Here is a 23,228-nt window from a genome sequence, read left to right on the forward strand (position 1 = left end):
CGCGCGCGGGTACACCGGCGCCGTGGCGGGTCAGGACTCGTCGGCGAGGGCGGCCAGGCGGGCCTCCTCGTCGGCGGAGATGCACGACTCGATGATCGGGGCGAGCGCGCCGTCCATCACCTGGTCGAGGTTGTAGGCCTTGTAACCGGTGCGGTGGTCGGCGATCCGGTTCTCGGGGAAGTTGTACGTGCGGATGCGCTCGGAGCGGTCCATCCCGCGGATCTGCGAGTGCCGGGCGTCGGATGCCGCGGCCGCGAGCTCCTCCTGCTGTCGCGCGAGCAGCCGCGCGCGCAGCACGCGCATCCCCGCCTCGCGGTTCTGCAGCTGGCTCTTCTCGTTCTGCATCGAGACCACGATCCCCGTCGGGACGTGCGTGATCCGCACGGCGGAGTCGGTCGTGTTCACCGACTGACCGCCGGGCCCGGACGACCGGTACACGTCGATCTTCAGGTCGTTCGGGTTGATCTCGATCTCGTCGGGCTCGTCCACCTCGGGAAACACCAGCACTCCGGTCGTCGAGGTGTGGATGCGCCCCTGCGACTCGGTCGCCGGCACGCGCTGCACGCGGTGCACGCCGCCCTCGTACTTCAGGTGCGCCCAGACCCCCTGCGCCGGGTCGGTGGACGATCCCTTGATCGCCACCTGGACGTCCTTGAAGCCGCCGAGGTCTGACTCGTTGCGCTCGAGCAGCTCGGTCCTCCAGCCCTGCGAGGCGGCGTACTGCAGATACATGCGCAGCAGGTCGGCCGCGAACAGGGCCGACTCGGCGCCGCCCTCCCCCGCCTTGATCTCCATGATCACGTCACGGGCGTCGTCGGGGTCGCGTGGGATGAGCAGGCGCCGCAGCCGCTCCTGGGCTGCGGCCGCCTGCTCCTCGAGCTCGGGGACCTCGGCGGCGAACGCCTCGTCCTCCCCCGCCAGCTCTCGCGCGGCCTCGAGATCGTCCTGGGCGCTCCGCCATGTCTCGTACGCCGCGACGATCTTCGACAACTCCGCGTAGCGCCGGTTCACGCGCTTCGCGCGCGCGGCGTCGGCGTGCACGGCCGGGTCGGAGAGCTCGGCCTGGACGGCCTTGTGCTCTTCGATCAGACCCCGCACGGAGTCGAAGATGGCGGGCTGGGACACGGCGTGATCAGCGGATGCTGTTCTCGTGCCCGTGGCTGTGGCCGCCGCCGTGCGCGGTGGGCGCGGGGATCGACTTCTGCATCTGCACGAGGAACTCGACGTTCGACGTCGTCTCCTTCAGCTTGCCCAGGACGACCTCCAGCGCCTGCTGCGGGTCGAGGCCCGCGAGGGCGCGACGCAGCTTCCAGGTGATCTTCACCTCGTCGGGGCTCAGCAGCATCTCCTCGCGGCGCGTCGACGACGCGTTGACGTCGACCGCCGGGAAGATGCGCTTGTCGGCGAGCTGGCGGTTCAGGCGCAGCTCGCTGTTGCCGGTGCCCTTGAACTCCTCGAAGATCACCTCGTCCATCTTCGAACCGGTCTCCACGAGCGCGGTCGCAAGGATCGTGAGCGATCCGCCGTTCTCGATGTTGCGCGCGGCGCCGAAGAAGCGCTTGGGCGGGTAGAGAGCGGATGCGTCGACGCCGCCGGTGAGCACGCGGCCGCTGGTCGGGGCCGACACGTTGTACGCACGACCGAGTCGCGTGATCGAGTCGAGCAGCACGACGACGTCGCGGCCCAGCTCGACGAGGCGCTTCGCCCGCTCGATGGCGAGCTCGGCGACCGTCGTGTGGTCCTCGGCGGGGCGGTCGAAGGTCGAGGCGATGACCTCGCCCTTCACGGTGCGCTGCATGTCGGTGACCTCTTCCGGCCGCTCGTCGACGAGCACGACCATGAGGTGCACCTCGGGGTTGTTCTGCGCGATCGCGTTCGCGATCTGCTGCAGCACGATCGTCTTGCCGGCCTTCGGCGGTGCGACGATGAGACCGCGCTGGCCCTTGCCGATCGGTGCGACGAGGTCGATGATGCGCTGCGTGAGCTTCTCGGGTGCCGTCTCCAGGCGCAGGCGCTCCTGCGGGTACAGCGGGGTGAGCTTGCCGAACTCGACGCGGGTCGCGGCATCATCGACCGAGAGGCCGTTGACGGAGTCGACCTTGACGAGCGCGTGGTACTTCTGGCGGCTCGACTGCTCGCCCTCGCGCGGCTGCTTGATCGCGCCGACGATGGCGTCGCCCTTGCGCAGGTTGTACTTCTTCACCTGGCCGAGGGAGACGTACACGTCGGTCGCGCCGGGAAGGTAGCCGGTGGTGCGCACGAACGCGTAGTTGTCGAGCACGTCGAGGATGCCGGCGATCGGGATGAGGACGTCGTCCTCGCTGATCTCCGTCTCGAACTCGTCGCCGTTCTGCCCGCGGCGCTTGCCGCGCTGGCGGTTGCGGTTCGCAGAGCCCGACTGGTCGTCATCGCTGTCGGAGCCGCCCTGCTGGCCGTTGCCGTTCCCGTTGCGGTTGCGGTTGCGGCTCCGGTTGCGGTTGCGGCCACGGCCGGACTGCTCGCCGCCCTCGCCCTGGTCGTCGCCCTGCGCCTTGTCGGCCCGGTCGCTCTCGCTCTTGACCGTCTTCTCACCCTGCTCGCCGCGGGGCTTCTCACCCTGCTCGCCGCGGGGCTTCTCACCCTGCTCGCCGCGGGGCTTCTCAGCCTGCTGGCCGCGGGGCTTCTCGCCCTGCTCGGCGCGCGCCTTGTCCCCCTGCTCGGCGGATGCCTGGCCACCCTGCTCCTGCGTGCTGTCGGCCGCGGGAGCCGCGTCCTCGGCGTTGGCCGCCTTGACCGACCGGCGGCCCCGTCCGGACTTCTGCGCGGGCGCCTCGGCCTCGGCGGCCTGGCCGGACTCGGCGTTCTCGGCCCCGCCGGCGCTCTCGGCACCGTTCGCGGCGTCGCTCTGGGCGGCGTCGTTCGAGGCGCTCTCGCCGGACTCGTCGGCCTTCTTCTTGGTCGCCGTGCGGCGGCGCGCGGCCGCCTTCTTCGGAGCCTCGGCGGTGTCGGCCTCGGCCGCGCCCGCCTGTGCGGCCTCGCCCGTCGGTGCGGCGTCAGCCGAGGCGGACTCGCGCGGCGCGTCGGTCGCGGCAGCGGTCTCCGGCGTGACGACCTCGGTCTTGGCGCGGCGCGGCGCACGCTTGCGCGGCGTCTTGGCGGGCGCCTCCTCCGCGGGAACGTCGATCAGCGTCTCGGCGCCGCGCGGTGACGCATCCGTCTGTGCAGCGTTCTGCGCAGTGTTCGGTGCCGCCTCCGCGCTCGGGGCCGCATCGGTGCGACCGTCGGCGGCAGCGTCGGTGGTGTGGATCTCGGAGATTGACTCCACGAGTTCTCCCTTGTGAAAAGTGGATATGCATGACCGCAGCCGGCGCGATCGAAGGACGCGCCGCGAGACCCTTGGGTCGGATGAGGACCGGGCGCGGGCCGACAGGCCCGACCGGTGTACAGCCGGCGTGCGGGGTCAGTGCGGGTGTTCGCAGAATGCGAAGGAGGATGGGATTCTCGTGGCCCTATGTCGCGGACGACGCGGGCTGCGAAGGTTCCTCCGTATAGTCCCTCACTGTACCACCCCTGACGTCGACGGCGAGCATCAGCGCCTCCCAGGGTGTGTCGGTGACGGATGCCGCAAGCCGCGCCGCCTCCAGGCGCCGCCCCGGTCCGTCGGCGAGGACCAGCACGCTCGGGCCGGAGCCGGACAGCACCGCGGCGAACCCCTCCGCCCGCAGCGCGCGCACGAGCCGGTCGGTCTCGGGCATCGCCTGCGCGCGGTAGTTCTGGTGCAGCTTGTCGTCGGTGGCGGCCAGCAGCAGCTCGGGGCTCTGCATGAGGGCCGCGATCAGAAGCGCCGAGCGCGACACGTTGAACACGGCGTCCTCGCGCGGCACCTGCAGCGGTGCGAGAGTGCGTGCCACATTCGTGGCCATCGTGAACTCGGGCACGAACACGAGCGGAGCGACGCCGCGATGGACGAGGAGCTTCTTGTGCTGCGGCCCGTGATCGTCGACCCACGCGATCGTCAGGCCGCCGAACAGCGCCGGCGCGACGTTGTCGGGGTGCCCCTCGAGCTCTGTCGCCAGCCGCAGCAGCAGCGAGGGCCCGAACTCCACGTCGCCCGCCAGGAGTCCCTGGGCCGCGAGGAGCCCCGCGACCACCGCCGCGCCCGACGAGCCCATGCCCCGCCCGTGCGGGATCACGATGCGGGTGGACAGCGCGATGCCCGGCATCCGTCTGCCCACGGCCTCGAACGCGTACGCCATCGCGCGCACCACCAGGTTCGACGCGTCGCGCGGCACCTGATCGCTGCCTGCCCCCGTGACATCGATCTGCAGCTCGCCGGCCGGAAGCGACCGCACGACGAGCTCGTCGTACACGCTCAGCGCGAGACCGAGAGTGTCGAAGCCGGGGCCCAGGTTCGCGGTGGTGGCGGGCACCCGCACCGCGACGGCGCGACCCGGCGCCACCGACGGTGCTGGGCTCACGCGGTCGCCTCCGCGGGGCTGAGGTCGAGCACCTCGGCGACGGTGCGCGTGTCGGCGTCGACGACTGTGGGCGTCACATCGGTGCCGTCGGCGTTGCGCAGGGCCCACTGCGGGTCCTTGAGCCCGTGCCCGGTGACCGTCAGCACGACGCGCGAGCCGGCCGGGATCGCGCCGGCCTCGGCGCGGTCGAGGAGCCCCGCGACGCTGATCGCGGAGCCCGGCTCGACGAAGACTCCGACCTCGCCGGCGAGCATCTTCTGCGCCGCCAGGATGCGCGCGTCGTCGATGGCCCCGAACCAGCCGTTCGTGGCATCGCGCGCCTCCAGCGCGAGGTGCCACGACGCGGGGTTGCCGATGCGGATGGCGGTGGCCACCGTCTCGGGGTGGCGGACCACCTCACCGCGAACGATCGGCGCCGATCCCTCGGCCTGGAAACCGAACATGCGGGGCACGCGGGTCGCGACGCCGCGCGCCGCCTCCTCGCGGTAGCCGCGGCTGTAGGCGGTGTAGTTGCCGGCGTTGCCCACCGGGATGAAGTGGAAGTCGGGCGCGTCGCCGAGCTGCTCGACCACTTCGTAGGCGGCCGTCTTCTGGCCCTCGATGCGGTCGGGGTTCACCGAGTTCACGAGGTGCACGGGATAGGAATCCGCGAGCTCCCGCGCGATCTCGAGGCAGTCGTCGAAGTTCCCGCGCACCTGGATGAGCCGGCCGCCGTGGATCACGGCCTGGCTGAGCTTGCCCATCGCGATCTTCCCCTCCGGCACCAGCACCGCGGCGGTGATGCCGGCGTGCGCCGCGTACGCGGCGGCGGAGGCCGAGGTGTTGCCGGTCGAGGCGCAGACGACGGCCTTCGCGCCCTGCTCGACGGCGCGCGAGAGCGCGACCGTCATGCCCCGGTCCTTGAACGAGCCGGTGGGGTTCATCCCCTCGAACTTCACCCACACGTCGGCGCCGGTGCGGCGCGACAGCGCGGGCGCGGGGATCAGCGGCGTGCCGCCCTCCCCCAGCGTGACGATCGTCGAGTTCTCGGTGACGCCGAGCCGGTCGGCGAATTCGCGGAGGACTCCGCGCCAGACATGTGCCATGTCAGTCTCCTTCTACACGCAGGACCGAGACGACGCGTTCGACCACGACGTCGTCGGCGAGCCGGGCGACCGTCTCGCTGAGGTCCTGCTCCAAAGCCTTGTGCGTTCCGATCACGATGCGGGCCGAGCCGGACTCGGCGGCATCCGGGACCGTCTGCTCGATCGTCGCGATCGACACCCGTCCGTCGGACAGGATGCCGGCGACCCGCGCCAGCACGCCTGGGCGGTCGTCCACCTCGAGCGAGATCTGATACCGCGTGATCACCTGGCCGATGTCGACTGTGGGCAGGTTCGCCCGCGTCGATTCGCCCACTCCCACGCCGCCGGCGATGTGACGCCGCGCGGCCGAGACGACGTCGCCGAGCACGGCGGATGCGGTCTGCACCCCGCCGGCCCCGGCGCCGTAGAACATGAGGTTGCCGGCCGCCTCCGCCTGCACGAACACCGCGTTGTTCACGCCGTGCACGCTCGCCAGCGGGTGGTCGCGGCGGATGAGCGCCGGGTACACCCGCACGGAGATGGCCTCGGACGCCCGACCCGTGCGACCGTTCAGTCGCTCGCACACGGCGACGAGCTTGATGACGTAGCCGGCGTGCCGCGCGGCATCCATCATCTGCTTCGTGACGCCCGTGATGCCCTCGCGGTGGACTGCGTCGAGCGGCACCGTGGTGTGGAAGGCGAGGCTCGCGAGGATCGCTGCCTTCTGCGCGGCGTCGTAGCCTTCGATGTCGGCTGTCGGATCGGCCTCGGCGTAGCCGAGCCGCTGGGCGTCGGCGAGCACCTCGGCCATCTCGGCGCCCTCGTTGTCCATCCGGTCGAGGATGTAGTTCGTCGTGCCGTTGACGATGCCGACGATGCGGTGCACGCGATCGCCGGCGAGCGAGTCGCGCAGGGGACGGATGATGGGGATCGCGCCGGCGACGGCCGCCTCGTAGGAGACGGTGGCGCCCACCTGGTCGGCGGTGTCGAAGATCTCCGGTCCGTGCGTCGCGAGCAGGGCCTTGTTGGCGGTCACGACGTCGGCGCCGGAGTTCAGCGCCTGCAGAATGTGGGTGCGGGCCGGCTCGATGCCGCCCATGACCTCGATCACGATGTCGCTGCCGACGATGAGCGTCTCGGCGTCGCTGGTCAGCAGCTCGCGCGGCAGCTCCGCGTCGCGGGGTGCGTCGACGTCGCGCACGGCGATGCCCGCCAGCTCCAGGTGGGCCCCCGATCGGTCGGAGAGCTCGTCGGCGTGGGTGAGCAGCAGATCGGCGACCTGGGATCCGACGGCGCCGGCTCCCAGGAGCGCGACGCGCAGGCGACGGTAATCGGTCATGCGTTCCCTTCTCGTGCGATGCCGGCGTCCCGTGCGAGGAGGTCGGCGATCGTCTCGCCGCGCACGATCACGCGCGCGGCGCCGTTCGTCACGGCGACCACCGCGGGGCGCGGGACGTGGTTGTAGTTGCTCGACAGGGCGTAGCAGTAGGCGCCCGTGGCGGGCACCGCGAGCAGGTCGCCGGGCGCGACATCCTCCGGCAGGAACTCGTGGTCGACGACGATGTCGCCCGACTCGCAGTGCTTGCCGACCACCCGCACGAGGGCGGGATCGGCGTCGGAGGTGCGCGATGCGATGCGGGCGGAGTACTGCGCACCGTACAGCGCCGGCCGGGCGTTGTCGCTCATGCCGCCGTCGACGCTGACGTAGAGGCGCTGCCGCTCGGCGCCGGAGCCGTCGTGGATCGTGACTGGCTTGGTCGTGCCGACCTCGTACAGCGTGACGCCCGCCTGCCCGACGATCGCGCGTCCGGGCTCGAACGCGAGGTCGGGCATCGGGATGCCGCGCACATCGCACTCGCGCCACACGGCGTCGACGATGCCGCTCGCGAGCTCCTCGATCGGGCTCGGATCGTCCGCACCGGTGTAGGCGATGCCGAAGCCGCCGCCGAGGTTGAGCAGGGGAAGCTCCCCCTTCTCCGCCAGCCGTGCGTGCAGGTCGACGAGGCGCGCGGCGGATTCGGCGAACCCGGCGACGCCGAAGATCTGCGATCCGATGTGGCAGTGCAGGCCGCGCAGCTCGAGGGCGGCGACCTCGCGGATGCGCGCGGCGGCGGCCGGCGCATCCTCCATCGCGATGCCGAACTTCTGGTCCTCATGCGCCGTCGCGAGGAAATCGTGGGTCTCTGCGTGCACGCCGGTGTTGACGCGGATGAGCACCGGCTGCACGGCCCCGAGGCGGTCGGCGATGGCGGCGATCCGCTCGATCTCGATGAGGCTGTCGACGATGATCGAGCCGACGCCGGCGACGACGGCCTGCTCGATCTCGGCGGTGCTCTTGTTGTTGCCGTGGAAGCCGATGCGTGCCGGGTCGGCACCGGCTGCGAGCGCCAACGCGAGCTCGCCCCCGCTGCAGACGTCGACGTTCATGCCCTCGTCGGTCACCCAGCGCACGACTTCGGTGCACAGGAACGCCTTTCCGGCGTAGTACACGCGGGTCGTGATGCCGTGGGCGCGCGCGGCGGCGGCGAACGCGGCGACGGTGCGGCGCGCGTGCGCACGCACTTCGTCCTCATCGAGGACGTACAGGGGCGTGCCGTACCGCTCGCGGAGGTCCTGCACGCCGACCCCGCCGATCAGCAGCTGGCCGTCGTCGTCGCGCTCGGCCGAGGCGGGCCAGATCTTCGCGTCGAGCGCGTTCGCGTCATCCGGGGGGCTGAGCACGAGCGCGGCGTCGGGATGGGAGGGCGAGGCGGACAAGGATCGGACCAATCAGTGGATGCTTCGGCGCGGTGTTTCGGGACGGGACGTGCGTTCACGCCGCGCGTGGGCGGCCGGGAACCGCCCATGCTCCGGGGGTTCCCAGAAGTCTATGGCACGGTCGCGCGGCCGCCGCGCGACGTGACGGACGGCGGCTCAGCCGCACGTTCCGGGCTTCTGCAGCGACGCGTCCCGTGTGATGTGCGGGTCGACGGTGAACGAGGCGGTGACGGCTGACTTGTCGACCGCGATCCCCTCCAGCGTCAGTCCCTTCGGGAACTTGTCGGCCACGCACACGTCGCGCGGGGCGAGGATCCCCGGGGCGAGTGTGCCGAAGCGCTCCCGGATGATGTCGGCCGACATCTCGGCACCGCCGACGGTGAACGCGACCGGCGTGAGCACGAGCTTCCCATCCTTCGCGCTCGGGTGCAGGGTGAGCGTGAACGACACCCCGGAGAGGAACTGCGCCGGGTTCAGGCTCACCGCGACGTTGTCGCCGGTGACGTGCAGGGTTCCCGGCACCGTGTTGCCGATGTCGCCGACGAGCTTCGGGATCTGGTCGGGCGCGATGCTGACCGTCGCCTCCGCCGAGGACGCCGTACCGTTGCCGCTGGTCGGGACGCCCGTCGCATGCAGGGCGAGATCGCCCCGCGTCGAGCCGAGCGGCGCGTCGGGGACGGCGATGTCGAGCCGGGTCAGGGAACCGCCGATCACCTGGGGAAGCACGGGTTCGTCGATGCTGACGTCGACGCGCGCGCCCGCATCGAGGCCGAGCGCCTGCCGTGTCTGCTGCTGCGCGGTCTCGATGACCGTCTGCTTCGCCCAGGCGTTGCCGGCGAACCAGCCGACCACGCCGAGCGCGACCAGCACCACGAGCACGCTCAGCGTGATGATGACGCCGGTGCCCCGTCGCTTGCGGCGTGGGGCCGGTGCCCGGGCGTACTGCGGCTGGGGCGTGTACTCCTGGTGCGGCGCGTATGCGTCGGTGGCCGGCTGAGCGGGTGCGTCGGGCTGGATCGGCAGCGGGAGAGTCGTCGCCTCCGGCTCGACGGGCGCTGGCGCGGTCGGTTGCGCCGCCTGCACCGGCTCGGTCGGCTGCGCCGCCTCGATGGGCTGCGTCTCCTGCGCCGCCTGCCATGCCTGCGTCGCCGGCAGGGGCGGCTTCGGGGGAACGCCGATCGGCTCGGTCGGTTCCTGCGGGCCGCTGTCGACCATCACCCGTCTCCCTGTCTCGTCTCCGGCATGCGCGCGGTGCTACATGCGTTCGGGGGCGCTCACTCCGAGCAGTGTGAGGCCGTTGCGCAGCACCTGTCCCATCGCGTCGTTCAGCCACAGGCGCGTGCGGTGCACGTCTTCGATCGCGTCGTCGCCGAGCGGGATCACGCGGCAGTTGTCGTACCACCGGTGGTAGAGGCCGGCGAGCTCCTCGAGGTAGCGCGCGATGCGGTGCGGCTCACGCACCTCGGCGGCGAACGCGACGATGCGGGGGAACTCCTGCAGCGCGCCGAGGAGCGCCGCCTCGGTCTCGTGCGTGAGCGTCTCGGGTGCGAAGGCGCTGCGGTCGACGCCGGCGTCCGCCGCGTTGCGTGCGACGTTGTGCGTGCGGGCGTGCGCGTACTGCACGTAGAACACCGGATTGTCGTTCGTGCGCTTGCGCAGCACGTCGAGGTCGACGTCGAGGTTCGAATCGGCGGAGCTGCGGGCGAGCGCGTACCGCGCGGCATCCTTCCCGACGATCTCCACGAGGTCTTCGAGCGTGACGACGGTGCCCGCGCGCTTGGACATCCGCACCGGCTGCCCGTCCTTGACGAGGTTCACCATCTGCCCGATGAGGATCTGGAGGTTCACCCCGGGCTCGTCGCCGAACGCTGCCGTCATCGCCATCATCCGTCGCACGTACCCGTGATGGTCGGCGCCCAGCATGATGACGCAGCGGTTGAAGCCGCGTTCGCGCTTGTCGAGGTAGTAGGCGAGATCGCCGGAGAAGTAGGCGGCGTTGCCGTCGCTCTTGATGAGCACGCGGTCCTTGTCGTCGCCGAACTCGGTGGACCGCAGCCACGTCGCGCCGTCCTGCTCGAAGATGTGCCCGAGCTCCCGCAGACGGGCGATCGCGCGATCGACGGCGCCGCCGGAGTGCAGGTTGTTCTCGTGGAAGTACACGTCGAAGTCGACGCCGAACTCGTGCAGGCTCTGCTTGATCTCGTCGAACATGAACCCGACGCCGATCTCGCGGAACGCCTCCTGCTTGGCGCCGGGCTCGAGGGCGTCGATGTCGCCGGTGTAGGCGAGCGCCACCCGACGGGCGATGTCGGAGATGTAGGCGCCGCCATAGCCGTCCTCCGGCGTCGGACGCCCCTCGTGGGCGGCGACGAGACTCCGCGCGAACCGGTCGATCTGCGCGCCGTGGTCGTTGAAGTAGTACTCCCGCGTGACCTGAGCGCCCTGCGAGGCGAGGATGCGCGCGAGAGCATCGCCGACGGCCGCCCAGCGCGCCCCGGCGAGATGGATCGGGCCGGTCGGGTTCGCGCTCACGAACTCGAGGTTGATGACCTCGCCCCGACGGGAATCGCCGGTGCCGTAGGCGGCGCCGGCCTCGACGATCGTCTTCGCGAGAGAGCCGGCGGCCGCCGCATCCAGGCGAATGTTGATGAACCCCGGGCCGGCGACCTCGACCGACGCGATGCCGTCGATCTCACCGAGCCCCGCGGCGATGTCGGCCGCGAGCTCGCGCGGGTTCACCCCGACCTTCTTGGCGAGCTTGAGGGCGGCGTTCGAGGCCCAGTCGCCGTGATCCCGGTTCTTGGGCCGCTCGAGCGGCAAGTCGGCCGCAGTCAGCCCCGCCGTCGACTCGGGTCGGCGCGCCTCGGCGAGCGGACGGATGACGTCGAGGAGGGCTGAGGAGAGGGCTTCGGGATCCATAGACCTTCGATTCTACGGGGACACCCCGCGCGTGACCTGGACGCCCGGAGGGGTTGAATGGAGGCGGGAGGGAATTCACATGATCCGACTCATGATCGTCGTCGCCAGCATCCGAGAGGGACGCATCGGCCTGCCGATCGCCCAGTGGGTGCGATCGGCGGTCGAGCGCGACGACAGGTTCGAGGTGGACTGGGCCGACCTCAAGCAGATCGGTCTGCCCCTCATGGACGAGCCGAACCACCCGAAGCTGCACGAGTACACGAAGGAGCACACGAAGGCGTGGAGTGCGCGGGTCGAGGCCGCGGATGCATTCGTCTTCGTGCAGCCTGAGTACAACTACAGCTTCGCGCCGAGCCTGAAGAACGCGCTCGACTACCTGCACCGCGAGTGGCGGCGCAAGGCCGTCGGCACGGTGAGCTACGGCGGGATCTCGGGCGGCACACGCGGCACCACTGCGATCCGTCCCACCGAGCTCGTGCTCGGACTCTCGCCCACGACGGTGAACGTGGAGCTCGCCTGGGCGGCCCAGCAGATCGACGACGAGGGCGATTTCGTGCCCCGCGACAGCCAGGAGCGAACCCTCGCGACGATGCTCGACGAGATCGCCGAGCTCGACGGCGTGCTGCGACCGCTGCGCCGCTGACTCAGTCGCGGCGGCCGAACCGGCCGGCGAGCACGGCATGCACGAGCGGGATGGCCGAGACCGACATCACGACGATGCCCAACGGCTCGTTCAGCGGGAGCAGCAGCGCCCCGCCCACGAGAAGGCCGGCGAACAGCACGGCCGACACGGCGCGCCGCACGAGGCGCTCGAGACGCGCGAGGCGACGGTCGATCGCCGGCGTCGACACCGTGACGCGCCCCTGCTCGATGCGCGAGACGAGTCCGTCGAACCGCTGCGGCAGCCGCACCGCGGCCGCCGCGACCTCCAGGGCCTGACCGGCGAGCGCCTTCGCGGCCCTGCCGCTCTCGGCGCGCAGCAGCCGCGCGGCGAACGGCTCCACGGCCTCCCAGATGTTGAACTCCGGGTCGAGTGTGCTGCACACCCCCGACGTCAGCGACATCGAACGGATGACGAAGAGGAAGTTCTCCGGCAGCTGGAACGGCAGCGAGCGCACGACCGAGCCGAACTCCTCGCCGAACTCGCGGAACTCGCGCGGGTCGAGCTCGCGCAGCTGGGCGAAGCCCATGCCGCCGAACCGTGCGAACAGCTGCGACATCGCGCGTTCCAGCTCGACGGTGTCGGCTGACGGCAGCAGCACGCCGACCTCGCGGATGTCCGCGATCAGTCCCTCGCCGTCGCGCGCGGCGACGGCGATGAGGAGGCGCCGCAGGCCCGCGCGGAGCGTGTCGTCGACCTGGCCCATCATCCCGAAGTCGATGAACGTGAGGCGCCATCCGGCGGCGCCCCCATCGATCGCCGGCGTGACGAACATGTTGCCCGGGTGGGGGTCGGCGTGGAAGTACCCGTTCTCGAACAGCTGGATGAACATCACCTGCGCGAAACGCTGGGCCACCTCGGCGGGGTCGACGCCCGCCGCGCGCAGGCCCGCGATGTCGGTGATCTTGATCGCGGTGACGTCGGAGAGCGTCAGCACCCGGCGGGTCGTGCGCTCCCACGCGATCCGGGGAGTGCGCACGCCGGGATCGCCGTCGAAATCCGCCGCGAACCGCTCCGCGTTCGCCGCTTCATGCAGGTAGTCGATCTCTTCGCGGCACGAGCGGGCGAACTCCTCGACGAGCCCGGGCAGGTCGACGTGCTCGGCGACGACGCGCACGCGACTGAGGATGCGTGCGACGCGGCGCAGCGCCGACAGGTCGATGTGGACGATCGCCTCGATGCCGGGCCGTTGCACCTTCACGACGACGTCGGTGAACCCCGCGTCGTCGGCGAGCGCGGGCGGGAGCGTCGCGCGGTGGGCCTGGCCGAGGGATGCGGCAGCCACGGGCACCTCGTCGAAGGAGGCGAAGGCACGGTGCAGCGGCATGCCGAGTTCGTCCTCGGCGAGCCGCTTGATCGCGGGGAACGCCTCGGGGGGCACCTCGTCCTGGAGCCCGGCGAGCTCCGACGTGATCTCGGGCGGCAGCACGTCCAGACGCGACGAGAGGAACTGGCCGACCTTGATCATGAGGCCGCCGAGCTCGACCGCGAGCGCGTGGAACTGCCGCGCGAGGGTGATCAGGCGGTCGGTGCGCGTGCGGTCGGCGACCCGGGCGAACCCGGTGCGGGGCAGGACGAGTTCGTACCACCACATCTGCGCGATGTAGCGCATCGCGAACCGCATGATGCGGCGGTACCGGGCAGAGCCCGCAAGCGGCGCCGGCCGGTCGTGCGGATCACGGTGCACGGCGGGCGAGGCGTGCGGGTCCCCGCCGGTCGCATGCGTCACCCGTTCAGTCTCCCGCAAGGATCGCGTAGAGGCGACGGCGTGCGTCGTCGAGCGCCGCGACGGCGGCGCCGATCTGCTCCTTCGTGCCGGTGCGCTGCACCTGGGCGGCGGCCTGAGCGAGGTCGATGCCGGCCTTGGGCAGCGCACCCATGGGGCCGCGTCCCGAGCCGAACGCCTCCCACGGTGCGGCCCGGTCGGCGTCGCCGACCTCGGCGCGGCCGGCTTCGGTGAGCGAATAGGTCTTCCGGCCGTTCGCCTCGGCGGCCTCGATGAGGCCCTCGTCGGCGAGGAGCTGCAGCGTCGGATAGACGGAGCCCGCGCTGGGCTTCCACATCCCGCCGCTGCGCTGTTCGATCTCGGTGATGATCTGGTAGCCGTGCATCGGCTGCTCGGCGAGGAGCGCGAGCACCGCCGCGCGCACGTCGCCCCGCGACATCCGCGTGTTCACGCGCTGCTCGAACATCGAGCGCAGCTGATCGAAGGCTTCGAAGAGCCCGGCACCCGGGCGCCCGCCGCCGAAGGCCTGGGAGGCGAATCCGCCGAACCCGCCGCCGTGCCCGCTCTCGCCGCCGCTTGACTGTGAACCGTTCATGTCGACCTCCTTGACGAAGGGCCCCGATCGGGTCCTGACGATATATAACGATATATCGTTACGACCAGTTTGGACAGGGGTGAGTTCCGCCTGCAGACGCGAAGAAGGCCGACCCTGACGGATCGGCCCTCTTCGGATTCTCGTGCCCCCGACAGGAATCGAACCTGCGACCTTTGGTACCGGAAACCAACGCTCTATCCCCTGAGCTACGGAGGCGTACCGAGTAAGACTATCAGTGAGCGGAAGACATCTCAGACATCACACCCGCTCGTATGCGAGGTCGCGGATGTCCCGCCCCTTGGCGATGCCCTTCCGCTCGAACGCCGTCATGACGCGGCCGTCGAAGCGCGGCGCCCACTCTCCCTCGAACGCACGGCGGAACCCTGCCGCGGCGTCCATCACCTCGACCATCTGCAGCGCGTAATCCTCCCAGTCGGTCGCGAGCCGCAGCATCCCGCCCGGGCGCAGAGCGGCATGCGCGATCCGGGCGAACTCCTCCGTCACCAGCCGCCGCTTCGTGTGCCGCTTCTTGTGCCACGGATCGGGGAAGAACACCCACAGCTCGTCGACCGAGCCTGCCGGCAGCAGATGCTCCAGCACCTCCGGGGCGTTGGCTTCGACGAGACGCAGATTCCCCACTCCGGCGGCATCCGCATCCCGCATCGTTCGCGCGAGCCCGGCCTTGAACACCTCGACGGCGAGGAAGTCGAGACCGGGATGCGTCGACGCCGCGTACACGATCGCATGCCCCTGCCCCGAGCCGATCTCGACGACGAGCGGCGCCTGTCGCCCCCAGACGGCGGCCGGGTCGATTCTCGCGTCGCGCGCCACACTCGTGGAGGCCACATCCCGCGGCACCTCGATGACGTACCGCCCGGCGAGCTCGGTCCACGCGCGCTCCTGCGCGTCGGACATCCGGCCGCTGCGCCGGACGAACGAGACGGGCTTGTCACGGAAGGTGCGGGGCTGGTCGTTCTCGGGCACCTCCCAAGGGTAGCCGCGCCGTGGCGTCCGGCCGATGTGGGGCGCGTTTCTGCGGATCGACGCGCAAGAACGCGCCCCACACGCAGGCACGCGCCCCGAACGCGCGTCAGACCGTCACGAAGTCGATGAGCTCCTCGACCCGTCCGAGCAGCGCCGGTTCGAGGTCGCGGTACGTGCGAACCTTCGAGAGGATGTGCTGCCACGCCCGCGCGATGTCGGCCTGGTCGCGCGCCGGCCACCCGAACGCCCGGCAGATGCCGACCTTCCACTCGATCCCCCGCGGCACCGTCGGCCACGCGGGGACGCCGAGCGCCGCCGGCGTCACGCACTGCCACACATCGACGAAGGGGTGCCCCACGATTCGCAGATGCGCGCCGTGCGGACCGCGCTCGATCTGCTGCGCGATGCGCGCCTCCTTCGACCCGGGCACGAGGTGGTCGACCAGCACTCCGTAGCGCCGCGACGCCGACGGCGGATCGTCGCGCAGCACCGCCTCGAGCAGATCCACGCCCTGCAGGTACTCCACGACGACGCCCTCGGCGCGGAGGTCGTCGCCCCACACCTTCTCGACGAGTTCGGCATCGTGCCGCCCCTCCACGAAGATCCGGCTCGCACGGGCCACCCGCGCCCGAGCGTCGTCGGCGGCGAAGGAACCGGATGCGGTGCGCTTCGGCCCGGTCGCGGGCCTGGCGCTCGGCGCCACGAGGATCACCGGCTCGCCGTCGACGAGGAACCCCGGCCCGAGCGAGAACATCCGGCGGCGGCCCTTGCGGTCCTCGAGCTCGACAAGGCCCCCCGCGCACGACGTGACAGCTCCGCAGAAGCCGTCCTCGGCCACCTCGATCACCGTGTCGCGCTCGGCCGGCACGCGGGCGAGCTCGCGGCGGTGCCGGTCGCGCCATCCCGCTGCCAGCACATCGGTGCCGTATCGGTCTTCCATGCCGCCTCCCGAAGGGGCGATCCTACCCGTCGGCGCGGCCCCCTCAGCCGCGTGACGCGCCGGGTACCCAGCGTCGGCCGCGCTGAATAGACTCACGGGAAGGGCTTTGGCGCCCGCCGAACAGGGGGATCGATGAGGCTGAGTCGACTCGTGGCCGTCGTGGCGGCGAGCGCCGCCCTGATCATCGGAACCGCGGGCGCGGCCATCGCCACCGACCCGGTGCAGCTGGGGGCCGGTTATGTCGTCGACGACGCCGGTGTGCTCGACTCCGGCCAGACGGCGGCGGCGGAGGCGAAACTCGGCGACCTGTATGACTCCACGGGCGTCGACCTGTACGTCGTGTTCGTCGACACGTTCACGAACCCGTCCGACCGGCAGGAGTGGGCCGACACCGTCGCCGACAGCAATGGCCTCGGACGCACGCAGTACCTGCTCGCCGTCGCCACGCAGTCGCGCCAGTACACGATCTCCGCCCTCGACACCGGCCCGGTGAGCGAGGAGCAGCTGCGGAGCATCGAGGCTCAGATCAAGCCGGAGCTCAGCGACGGCGACTACCTCGGTGCGGTCACCGCCGCCGCCGGGGGGTTCCAGGCGGCCCTCAAGGGATCGAACGGCACCTCCGGCGGCGGCTTCGGGGGCATCCTCATCGCCGTGCTGGTGATCGCCGCGATCGTCGTGGTGATCCTGCTCGTCGTCCGCGCACGTCGGCGCAGGAAGAGCACCACCGCGGCCGGGCCGGGGCTGCAGCAGCTCGACGCGAAGGAGCTCGCGCGGCGCGCCGGATCGGCGCTCGTCGAGACCGACGACGCGATCCGCACCAGCGAGCAGGAGCTCGGATTCGCCCGTGCGCAGTTCGGCGACGACGCGACCGGCTCCTTCGCCGCCGCACTCACCGCTGCGAAGGCCAACCTCGACAAGGCGTTCGCCCTCAAGCAGCAGCTCGACGACGCCGTCGAGGACACCGAAGACGAGAAGCGGGCCTGGAACTCCCAGATCATCGAGCTGTGCACCGCGTCGAACAAGGACCTCGACGCGAAGGCGGCGGAGTTCGACGAACTGCGGGGGCTCGAGCAGAACGCACCCGAGGCGCTCGGGCGGGTGAAGAAGGAGAGTCAGGATGCCGCGGCCGGCCTCGACGACGCTGCCGCCCGCCTCCGACAGCTGACGACCGAGTACGCCCCCGAAGCGCTCGCGACGATCGCGGACAACGTCGATCAGGCGCGACAGCGACTGGCCTTCACCGACGAGCAGCTCACCGCGGCCCAGACGTCGATCACGGCAGGCGACAGCGGGGCCGCTGCCGTCGCGATCCAGGCTGCGGAGCAGTCGGCCGCGCAGGCGCGGCAACTCGAAGACGCCATCGGAAAGCTGGGGGGCGACCTCGCCGCGGGAGAGAAGGAGGCCGCGGCACTCATCCAGGAGCTCGAAGGCGACGTCGCCACCGCCACCGCCCTCCCCGATTCCGACGGTGCCGTCGCCCGCGTGATCGCCGCCACGAAGGCGCAGATCTCCGCGGCGAAGGCCGACATCGCCGGCACGCAGCGGCATCCGCTTGCGACCCTCAAGGCGCTGCAGGCGGTGAACGCGCAGATCGACCAGGTCGTGCAGGGCGTCCGCGACGCCCAGCAGCGGGCCGCACGTGCCACCCAGATCCTGGGGCAGACGCTGATGCAGGCGCAGGCACAGGTGTCGGCCGCCGAGGACTTCATCTCCTCACGACGCGGCGCGATCGGCAGCGACGCCCGCACTCGGCTGGCTCAGGCGGGAGCCGAGCTCGCGCGCGCACAGCAGCTGCAGGCGAGCAGTCCCGACGAGGCTCTCCAGCACGCTCAGCGCGCCGACCAGCTGGCCGGCCAGGCGCTGAGCGCGGCGCAGTCCGATGTCGGGCAGTTCGGCGTGCCGGCGGCCGGCGGCGGATCGGGCGGCAACATGATGGGCGCCGTCCTCGGCGGCATCCTCATCAACTCGCTGCTGAGCGGCGGCGGCTCGCGCTCGAGCGGCGGCTTCGGCGGCATGTTCGGCGGGGGCGGCGGCTTCGGCGGAGGCGGCTTCGGCGGTGGCATGAGCCCGGGCAGCTTCGGTGGAGGCGGGACCCGCAGCCGACGAGGGGGTGGACGGTTCTGACCCGCCTGACGACTTGACCCTTCGACTCATCACACCCTGACAGGAAGGAACCCCTGATGGTAAAGCAGTCCATTTTCGGCCGGATCACGACACTCGTGCGCGCGAACATCAACGCGATGCTCGACTCGGCGGAAGACCCGCAGAAGATGCTCGACCAGCTGGTGCGCGATTACACGAACAACATCGCCGACGCCGAGTCGGCGATCGCCGAGACGATCGGCAACCTGCGCCTGCTCGAGCGCGACCACGAAGAGGACGTGCAGGCCGCGTCGCAGTGGGGAAGCAAGGCGCTGGCCGCCAGCCGGAAGGCCGACGAGCTCCGCGGTGCCGGCCACACCGAGGAGGCCGACAAGTTCGACAACCTGGCGAAGGTCGCCCTGCAGCGCCAGATCTCCTCGGAGAACGAGGCGCGCACCGCCGAGCCGCAGATCGCCGCGCAGAACAAGACCGTCCAGCAGCTCAAGGACGGCCTGAACGGCATGAAGCAGAAGCTCGAGCAGCTGAAGGCCAAGTCGGCCGAGCTCGTCGCCCGGCAGAAGACCGCCGAGGCGCAGAACAAGGTCGCCGACGCCGTCAAGTCGATCGACGTGATGGACCCGACGAGCGAGCTCGGCCGCTTCGAGGACAAGATCCGTCGCGAAGAGGCTCTGGCCGCCGGCAAGCAGGAGCTCGCGGCGTCGACCCTCGACGCGCAGTTCAACCAGCTCGAGGACATGGGCGAGCTGACCGAGGTGGAAGCCCGCCTGGCTGCCTTGAAGGCCGGCGGCAAGCCCGCCGTCGGCGCGTCCGCGCAGCAGAGCGCGATCGACGCGCCCTCGGCGCCGTACACGCCCGGCTCCTGAGCCGGATGCGGAGCCGGACATCGTGGCGGTGCCCGGCTCCGCAGCGGTGCCGCACGGGTAGAGTCCTGGTCAGCAGCGGAGGAGATCACGATGACCCGCTTTCTCGTCGTCCCGCAGTGGCAGGGCTCACCGTCGCCGCGGGCGATGCTCCTCGTCGACGGCGCGCTCGCGATCCAGGGAGACCTTCCCCGCGCGTCGTGCACGACCCTCGAGGTGCCGCTCGAAGCGGGCGACGCGGCGGGCACCGGCATCCATCGCTACAGCGCGCTGCGCCGCGTCCGCGACGCACTCCGGACCGAGCTCGCCGCGCACGACGGACCGGCGCTCGTCGTCGGCGGTGACTGCGGCGCGGCGGTGGGCGCCGTTGAGCACGCCGCGTCGCGCCATGCGAACCTCGCTGTGCTGTGGCTCGACGCTCATCCCGACCTGCACACCCCCGACTCCTCGCCGTCCGGCGCCTTCGCCGGGATGGCCCTGCGCGCCGTGCTCGGCGAGGGATCGCACGACCTCGTCCTGAGCACACCCGTGCCGGCGGAGCGGGTGGTGCTCGCAGGCGCCCGCGACTACGACGACGCGGAGGAGGATGCCGCGGCCCGGCTGGGCCTCACCGCCGTCGAGGCGACCGCCCTGGCCGACGCATCCGCCCTCGTCGACGCCGTGACCGCCACGGGCGCCGACGCGGTGTACGTCCACGTCGACCTGGACGTGCTCGACCCGTCGGCGATGACCGGCGTCACCGCTGCCGTCCCGTTCGGGGTGCAGGTGGCCGAACTCGTCGCCGCGCTCAAGCGGCTGCGCGCCGACGTGCCGTTGGCCGGCGCGAGCATCGCCGGATTCGCGCCCGGCTCACCGGCCGCCGCGATCGATGATCTCGGGGCGATCCTCCGCGTCGTCGGGGCGCTGGCATGAGCCCGATCCCCGAACCGCCCGCAGGCTGGCGCGAGCGCGCGCAGCGGCGCGTCTCCAGCGGCCGCCGGTGGGACCGCGCGATCCCCCCGTTCCTGCTCGACTCCCCCGTCAGCCGCGCCGGCGCCTGGTACGGCACGGCGCTGGGGTGGGCGTGGGGCGCGCTGTGGAGCACGGGCCGCATCGAGCGACGCGAGGGACTCTGGGTCTTCCGCGGGATGCCGTCACTCACCTTCCGCCGCGGCGGCGTGTGCGTGGGCTCGTGCTTCCTCACCGGGGACGACGATCCGACACCTGAGGTGCTGCGGCACGAGGCCGTGCACGCGGCGCAGTGGCGGCGCTACGGCCTGCTCATGCCGCTGCTGTACCTGCTCGCCGGGCGCGACCCGCTGCGCAACAGGTTCGAGATCGAAGCGGGACTCGAGGACGGCAACTACGTGCCGCGCGGTGGTGGCTGAGTCTCAGCCGAGCCGGTACTCCGCTGGCGTGTGGAGGCTCTCCGGCGCACGACCCAGTCGCTCGGCGAGGTGGTCGACGATCTCGGCCGTGCCGAGGTAGCCGCCGAGCAGGAACACGCGGGTGCGGTCGTCGGATGCGCACATCATCTCGTCGGCCCACGCCGTGACGGCGCGTGCGAGCGCCGTGCCGCGCCCGCACGAACGGCCGGTGCCGGCGGCACCGGAGCGGGCGGAGCGATCGAGCCATGTCACGGTCATGCGTCCCGGTGCGTCGAGCGGACCGATCCACGACGCATCCGGCACCTCGACGAAGACGCGGCCGGTGGCGCACATCGGCAGCGTCGCGAGAAGCGCCTGCAGCTCGACGAGCGACCCCTCGTCGGCCGCCACGAGGTGCTGCACGAGGCCACGGCGCGCAAGGCGGCGGGCGACGGCGCTCGTCGGCGCGGCGGTGGTCGAAGTGCTCATGTCACGATGAGTCTACCGCACAGGATAGGCATGCCTAACCTTCGATGAGCACGCTCCGCAATGCGGTGATCTCGTCGTCGCGCAGGCCCCCGGCGCGCAGGTAGTCGGTGGGCGAGCCGAACCGCCGCGAGAGGTCGTCGAGCAGCTCCCGCATCGCGGTCGCCGGCGAGCGCGCCGCGAGCTCCTCGAGATGCACCGCCTCCGGATGCTGCGCCCGCAGGAACGACACCACCGCACTCGTGTACTGCGCGGGCAGCAGCGTCTCGGTGCGCGCATAGTCGGCGACGATCGCGTCGAGGTCGACACCCGCTGCGGCGAGCGTCAGCGCGACGGTCACGCCGGTGCGATCCTTCCCCACCGTGCAGTGCACGACGACGGGCGCCCCGCCGAGCACTCCCCGCACGACCTCGACGATGCGGCCCTGCGCCCCGTCGACGAGGTGGCGGTACAGCTCGGTGAGCGACACGTCGTCGACGAAGAAGGATGCCGCCGAGCCGAGGAACAGCGGCACCCGGTGCACCGCGATGCCGACGCCCTCGAGGCGGCTCGGCGCCCGCGCGACCTCGTCGTCGCTGCGCAGATCGATGACGTGCCGCACTCCGAGCCCCTCCAGCGCGGCGCGGCCGTCGTCATCAAGCCGTGACAGGTCCCCGGAGCGGTAGAGCACTCCGGAACGGGTGCGGCCGCCGGCCGCGGGAAGGCCCCCGACGTCGCGGAAGTTGAGGGCGCCGGGGACCGCCGCGGTCACTTCCCGCCTCGCGGCGGCACGGGGTAGCGCCCCGCGATCGCCACGCGATTGAACGAGTTGATCGACACGAGCAGCCAGCTGAGGGCGACATACTCCTGCTCCGAGAAGATGCTCCCGACGCGGTTGTAGAGGTCGTCGGACACCCCGCCCTCGTGGATGTAGACGTACGCCTCGGCCAGCTCCAGGCCCGCGCGTTCACGTTCGCTGAACACTCCCGACTCGCGCCACGTCGCGATCTGGGCGATCACGTCGGCGTCGAGCCCGGCTTCGAGGGCGCGGTCGACGTGCACCCGTACGCAGAACGCGCAGCCGTTCAGCTGCGACGTGTGGAGCTGCACGATCTCGGCGAGCCGGTCGTCGATGCCGGCCTCGTCGGCGCGCTGCTTGACGGTCTTCGACAGGGCGTCCAGCGCCTGGTACGCGGGCTTCGCGGAACGGGACAGGTGCACGCGGGTCTGCTCGCTCATGGCGCCAGCCTAGCGGCGGCCGTCGGTGCCCCTCGGGTCTTGCACAAGGCGGGGCCGACACGACAGCGTCCCGGGCCTGGGAGAATGAGCGCGTGATCGACGACGATTTCGACGAGTTCTCGTTCCTCCCTGTCCAGGCCGAAGAGTCCGGCGTCAGCGGGCCCGTGCCGATCGGACGCCGGGTGTCGCTGACGCTGCCCGACGGCCGCACGCTGAGCGCGCTGCGCTACGCCCCCGCATCCGACCCCGACGCGGGCCCGGTCGTCACGTTCCTGCACGGCGCGGGTCTGAACGCCCACACGTGGGACACCACGATCCTCGCGCTCGGCCTGCCGGCGCTGGCGATCGATCTGCCGGGTCACGGCGATTCCTCGTGGCGCGACGATGCCGCGTACGTCGCGTCGACGCTCGCGCCCGACGTGGTCGCGGGCCTGCGGGCGTTCACCGACCGGCCTCAGCTTCTCGTCGGCCAGTCCCTCGGCGGCCTCACCGGCGCCGCCGTCGCCGCATCCGCCCCCGACCTCGTCCGCGAGCTCGTCGTGATCGACATCACGCCCGGCATCGACCCGAACGGCAACGCGCAGCAGATCTCGCAGTTCTTCTCCGGACCCACCGACTGGGCCAGCCGCGACGAGCTCGTCGAGCGCGCCCTGAGCTTCGGGCTCGGGGGCTCGCGGGAGGCGGCGACGCGCGGGGTCTACCTGAACTCGCGGGTGCGCGACGACGGGCGCGTGGAGTGGAAGCACCACTTCGCCCACGTCGCGGCGGCGCTCGCGGCGAACCCCGACGCCGCTCGCCAGGCGGCTGCCCGGCAGGATGCCGTGGCCGGCGTCCTCGCCGACAGCGGGTGGGAGGACCTGCGCGCCGTCACGGCACCGGTCACGCTCATCCGCGGCGACCACGGCTATGTGACGGATGCCGAGGCCGAGGAGTTCGCCCGCCGGGTGCCGGGCTCGCGCACTGTCGTGGTGCCGACCGGACACAACGTGCAGGAGGAGATCCCCGTGGAACTCGGACGGATGCTGCGCGCCCGGGTGGAATGAGCGCGCGCCGCGCGCCGTTGTGTTGCAATCCGATGACGCGGTTCGGCGCCGCCACCGCGTGCACTCTAG

At 71.4% G+C, this 23,228-nt stretch carries 21 protein-coding genes and 1 tRNA gene; 6 read left to right on the top strand and 16 right to left on the bottom strand.

Translation table 11 applies throughout. The features are described from left to right. Positions 1-30 precede the first annotated feature (30 nt). The 8 genes from prfA to argS form a co-directional block, all read right to left on the bottom strand. A complete protein-coding gene (gene prfA / locus AC3RX1_RS00180; protein ID WP_491499609.1) occupies positions 31-1,110 on the bottom strand; it encodes a peptide chain release factor 1 in 1,080 nt (359 codons plus the stop codon). A 22-nt stretch (positions 1,111-1,132) separates the two neighbouring features. Beyond that, the gene (gene rho, locus AC3RX1_RS00185; protein ID WP_491499213.1) at positions 1,133-3,304 is read right to left on the bottom strand and encodes a transcription termination factor Rho; all 2,172 of its coding nucleotides are present in this window, start codon (positions 3,302-3,304) and stop codon (positions 1,133-1,135) included. Between the two features lie 184 nt (positions 3,305-3,488). Continuing rightward, on the bottom strand, positions 3,489-4,457 hold the full coding sequence (gene thrB / locus AC3RX1_RS00190) for a homoserine kinase (protein WP_491499214.1): 969 nt from the start codon (positions 4,455-4,457) through the stop codon (positions 3,489-3,491). Next, entirely contained in the window at positions 4,454-5,542 is a 1,089-nt protein-coding gene (gene thrC / locus AC3RX1_RS00195; protein WP_491499215.1) for a threonine synthase, read from the bottom strand. Before thrC ends, thrB begins: the two co-directional genes overlap by 4 nt. A 1-nt stretch (position 5,543) precedes the next feature. Further along, positions 5,544-6,860, bottom strand: a complete 1,317-nt coding sequence (locus AC3RX1_RS00200; RefSeq protein ID WP_491499216.1) for a homoserine dehydrogenase — start codon at positions 6,858-6,860, stop codon at positions 5,544-5,546. Continuing rightward, positions 6,857-8,278, bottom strand: a complete 1,422-nt coding sequence (gene lysA / locus AC3RX1_RS00205) for a diaminopimelate decarboxylase (RefSeq protein ID WP_491499610.1) — start codon at positions 8,276-8,278, stop codon at positions 6,857-6,859. The genes AC3RX1_RS00200 and lysA overlap by 4 nt, the downstream gene beginning before the upstream one ends. Positions 8,279-8,434: 156 nt before the next feature. Then, positions 8,435-9,493 (bottom strand): LmeA family phospholipid-binding protein, encoded by a 1,059-nt coding sequence (locus tag AC3RX1_RS00210; protein ID WP_491499217.1) that lies wholly within the window; start codon positions 9,491-9,493, stop codon positions 8,435-8,437. 39 nt (positions 9,494-9,532) lie between these two features. Continuing rightward, positions 9,533-11,197: an arginine--tRNA ligase gene (gene argS / locus AC3RX1_RS00215; protein ID WP_491499218.1), complete on the bottom strand. Its 1,665-nt coding sequence runs from the start codon at positions 11,195-11,197 to the stop codon at positions 9,533-9,535. 79 nt (positions 11,198-11,276) lie between these two features. On the opposite strand from argS, the gene AC3RX1_RS00220 reads away from it, so the two are divergent. After that, complete coding sequence (locus tag AC3RX1_RS00220) at positions 11,277-11,840, top strand: NADPH-dependent FMN reductase (protein WP_491499219.1); 564 nt, start codon at positions 11,277-11,279, stop codon at positions 11,838-11,840. A gap of 1 nt (position 11,841) precedes the next feature. Here the strand turns inward: AC3RX1_RS00220 and AC3RX1_RS00225 are convergent, their stop codons facing one another. From AC3RX1_RS00225 to AC3RX1_RS00245, 5 genes are all read right to left on the bottom strand, one after another. Beyond that, positions 11,842-13,482, bottom strand: coding sequence for an ABC1 kinase family protein (locus AC3RX1_RS00225; protein ID WP_491499611.1), 1,641 nt, complete (start codon positions 13,480-13,482; stop codon positions 11,842-11,844). Between the two features lie 109 nt (positions 13,483-13,591). Then, positions 13,592-14,179, bottom strand: a complete 588-nt coding sequence (locus AC3RX1_RS00230; RefSeq protein ID WP_491499220.1) for a PadR family transcriptional regulator — start codon at positions 14,177-14,179, stop codon at positions 13,592-13,594. A gap of 143 nt (positions 14,180-14,322) precedes the next feature. Continuing rightward, positions 14,323-14,395: transfer RNA gene (locus AC3RX1_RS00235), tRNA-Arg, on the bottom strand. Positions 14,396-14,437: 42 nt separating this feature from the next. Beyond that, a complete protein-coding gene (trmB, locus tag AC3RX1_RS00240; RefSeq protein WP_491499221.1) occupies positions 14,438-15,163 on the bottom strand; it encodes a tRNA (guanosine(46)-N7)-methyltransferase TrmB in 726 nt (241 codons plus the stop codon). 106 nt (positions 15,164-15,269) lie between these two features. After that, a complete protein-coding gene (locus AC3RX1_RS00245; RefSeq protein WP_491499222.1) occupies positions 15,270-16,103 on the bottom strand; it encodes a DUF3097 family protein in 834 nt (277 codons plus the stop codon). A 132-nt stretch (positions 16,104-16,235) separates the two neighbouring features. Between AC3RX1_RS00245 and AC3RX1_RS00250 the strand changes: the two genes are divergently transcribed. The 4 genes from AC3RX1_RS00250 to AC3RX1_RS00265 all read left to right on the top strand — a co-directional run bounded on the left by AC3RX1_RS00250 (position 16,236) and on the right by AC3RX1_RS00265 (position 20,433). Beyond that, positions 16,236-18,227, top strand: coding sequence for a TPM domain-containing protein (locus tag AC3RX1_RS00250; protein WP_491499223.1), 1,992 nt, complete (start codon positions 16,236-16,238; stop codon positions 18,225-18,227). A 56-nt stretch (positions 18,228-18,283) separates the two neighbouring features. Next, on the top strand, positions 18,284-19,069 hold the full coding sequence (locus AC3RX1_RS00255; RefSeq protein ID WP_491499224.1) for a PspA/IM30 family protein: 786 nt from the start codon (positions 18,284-18,286) through the stop codon (positions 19,067-19,069). A 90-nt stretch (positions 19,070-19,159) separates the two neighbouring features. Further along, a complete protein-coding gene (locus tag AC3RX1_RS00260; RefSeq protein ID WP_491499225.1) occupies positions 19,160-19,978 on the top strand; it encodes an arginase family protein in 819 nt (272 codons plus the stop codon). Beyond that, entirely contained in the window at positions 19,975-20,433 is a 459-nt protein-coding gene (locus tag AC3RX1_RS00265; protein ID WP_491499226.1) for a Fe-S oxidoreductase, read from the top strand. The genes AC3RX1_RS00260 and AC3RX1_RS00265 overlap by 4 nt, the downstream gene beginning before the upstream one ends. 3 nt (positions 20,434-20,436) lie before the next feature. On the opposite strand, the gene AC3RX1_RS00270 is transcribed toward AC3RX1_RS00265, so the two are convergent. From AC3RX1_RS00270 to AC3RX1_RS00280, 3 genes are read right to left on the bottom strand one after another with little or no spacing between them, the layout of a single operon-like run. Continuing rightward, positions 20,437-20,901 carry an SIP domain-containing protein gene (locus tag AC3RX1_RS00270; protein ID WP_491499227.1) on the bottom strand — a complete coding sequence of 155 codons (465 nt, stop codon included), beginning with the start codon at positions 20,899-20,901 and terminating at the stop codon, positions 20,437-20,439. 34 nt (positions 20,902-20,935) lie between these two features. After that, positions 20,936-21,649 carry a tyrosine-protein phosphatase gene (locus AC3RX1_RS00275; RefSeq protein ID WP_491499228.1) on the bottom strand — a complete coding sequence of 238 codons (714 nt, stop codon included), beginning with the start codon at positions 21,647-21,649 and terminating at the stop codon, positions 20,936-20,938. Then, positions 21,646-22,116, bottom strand: a complete 471-nt coding sequence (locus AC3RX1_RS00280) for a carboxymuconolactone decarboxylase family protein (protein WP_491499229.1) — start codon at positions 22,114-22,116, stop codon at positions 21,646-21,648. Before AC3RX1_RS00280 ends, AC3RX1_RS00275 begins: the two co-directional genes overlap by 4 nt. A gap of 95 nt (positions 22,117-22,211) precedes the next feature. Between AC3RX1_RS00280 and AC3RX1_RS00285 the strand changes: the two genes are divergently transcribed. Further along, positions 22,212-23,159, top strand: a complete 948-nt coding sequence (locus AC3RX1_RS00285) for an alpha/beta fold hydrolase (protein WP_491499612.1) — start codon at positions 22,212-22,214, stop codon at positions 23,157-23,159. Positions 23,160-23,228 lie beyond the last annotated feature (69 nt).

Source organism: Microbacterium altimontanum, from assembly GCF_058349865.2.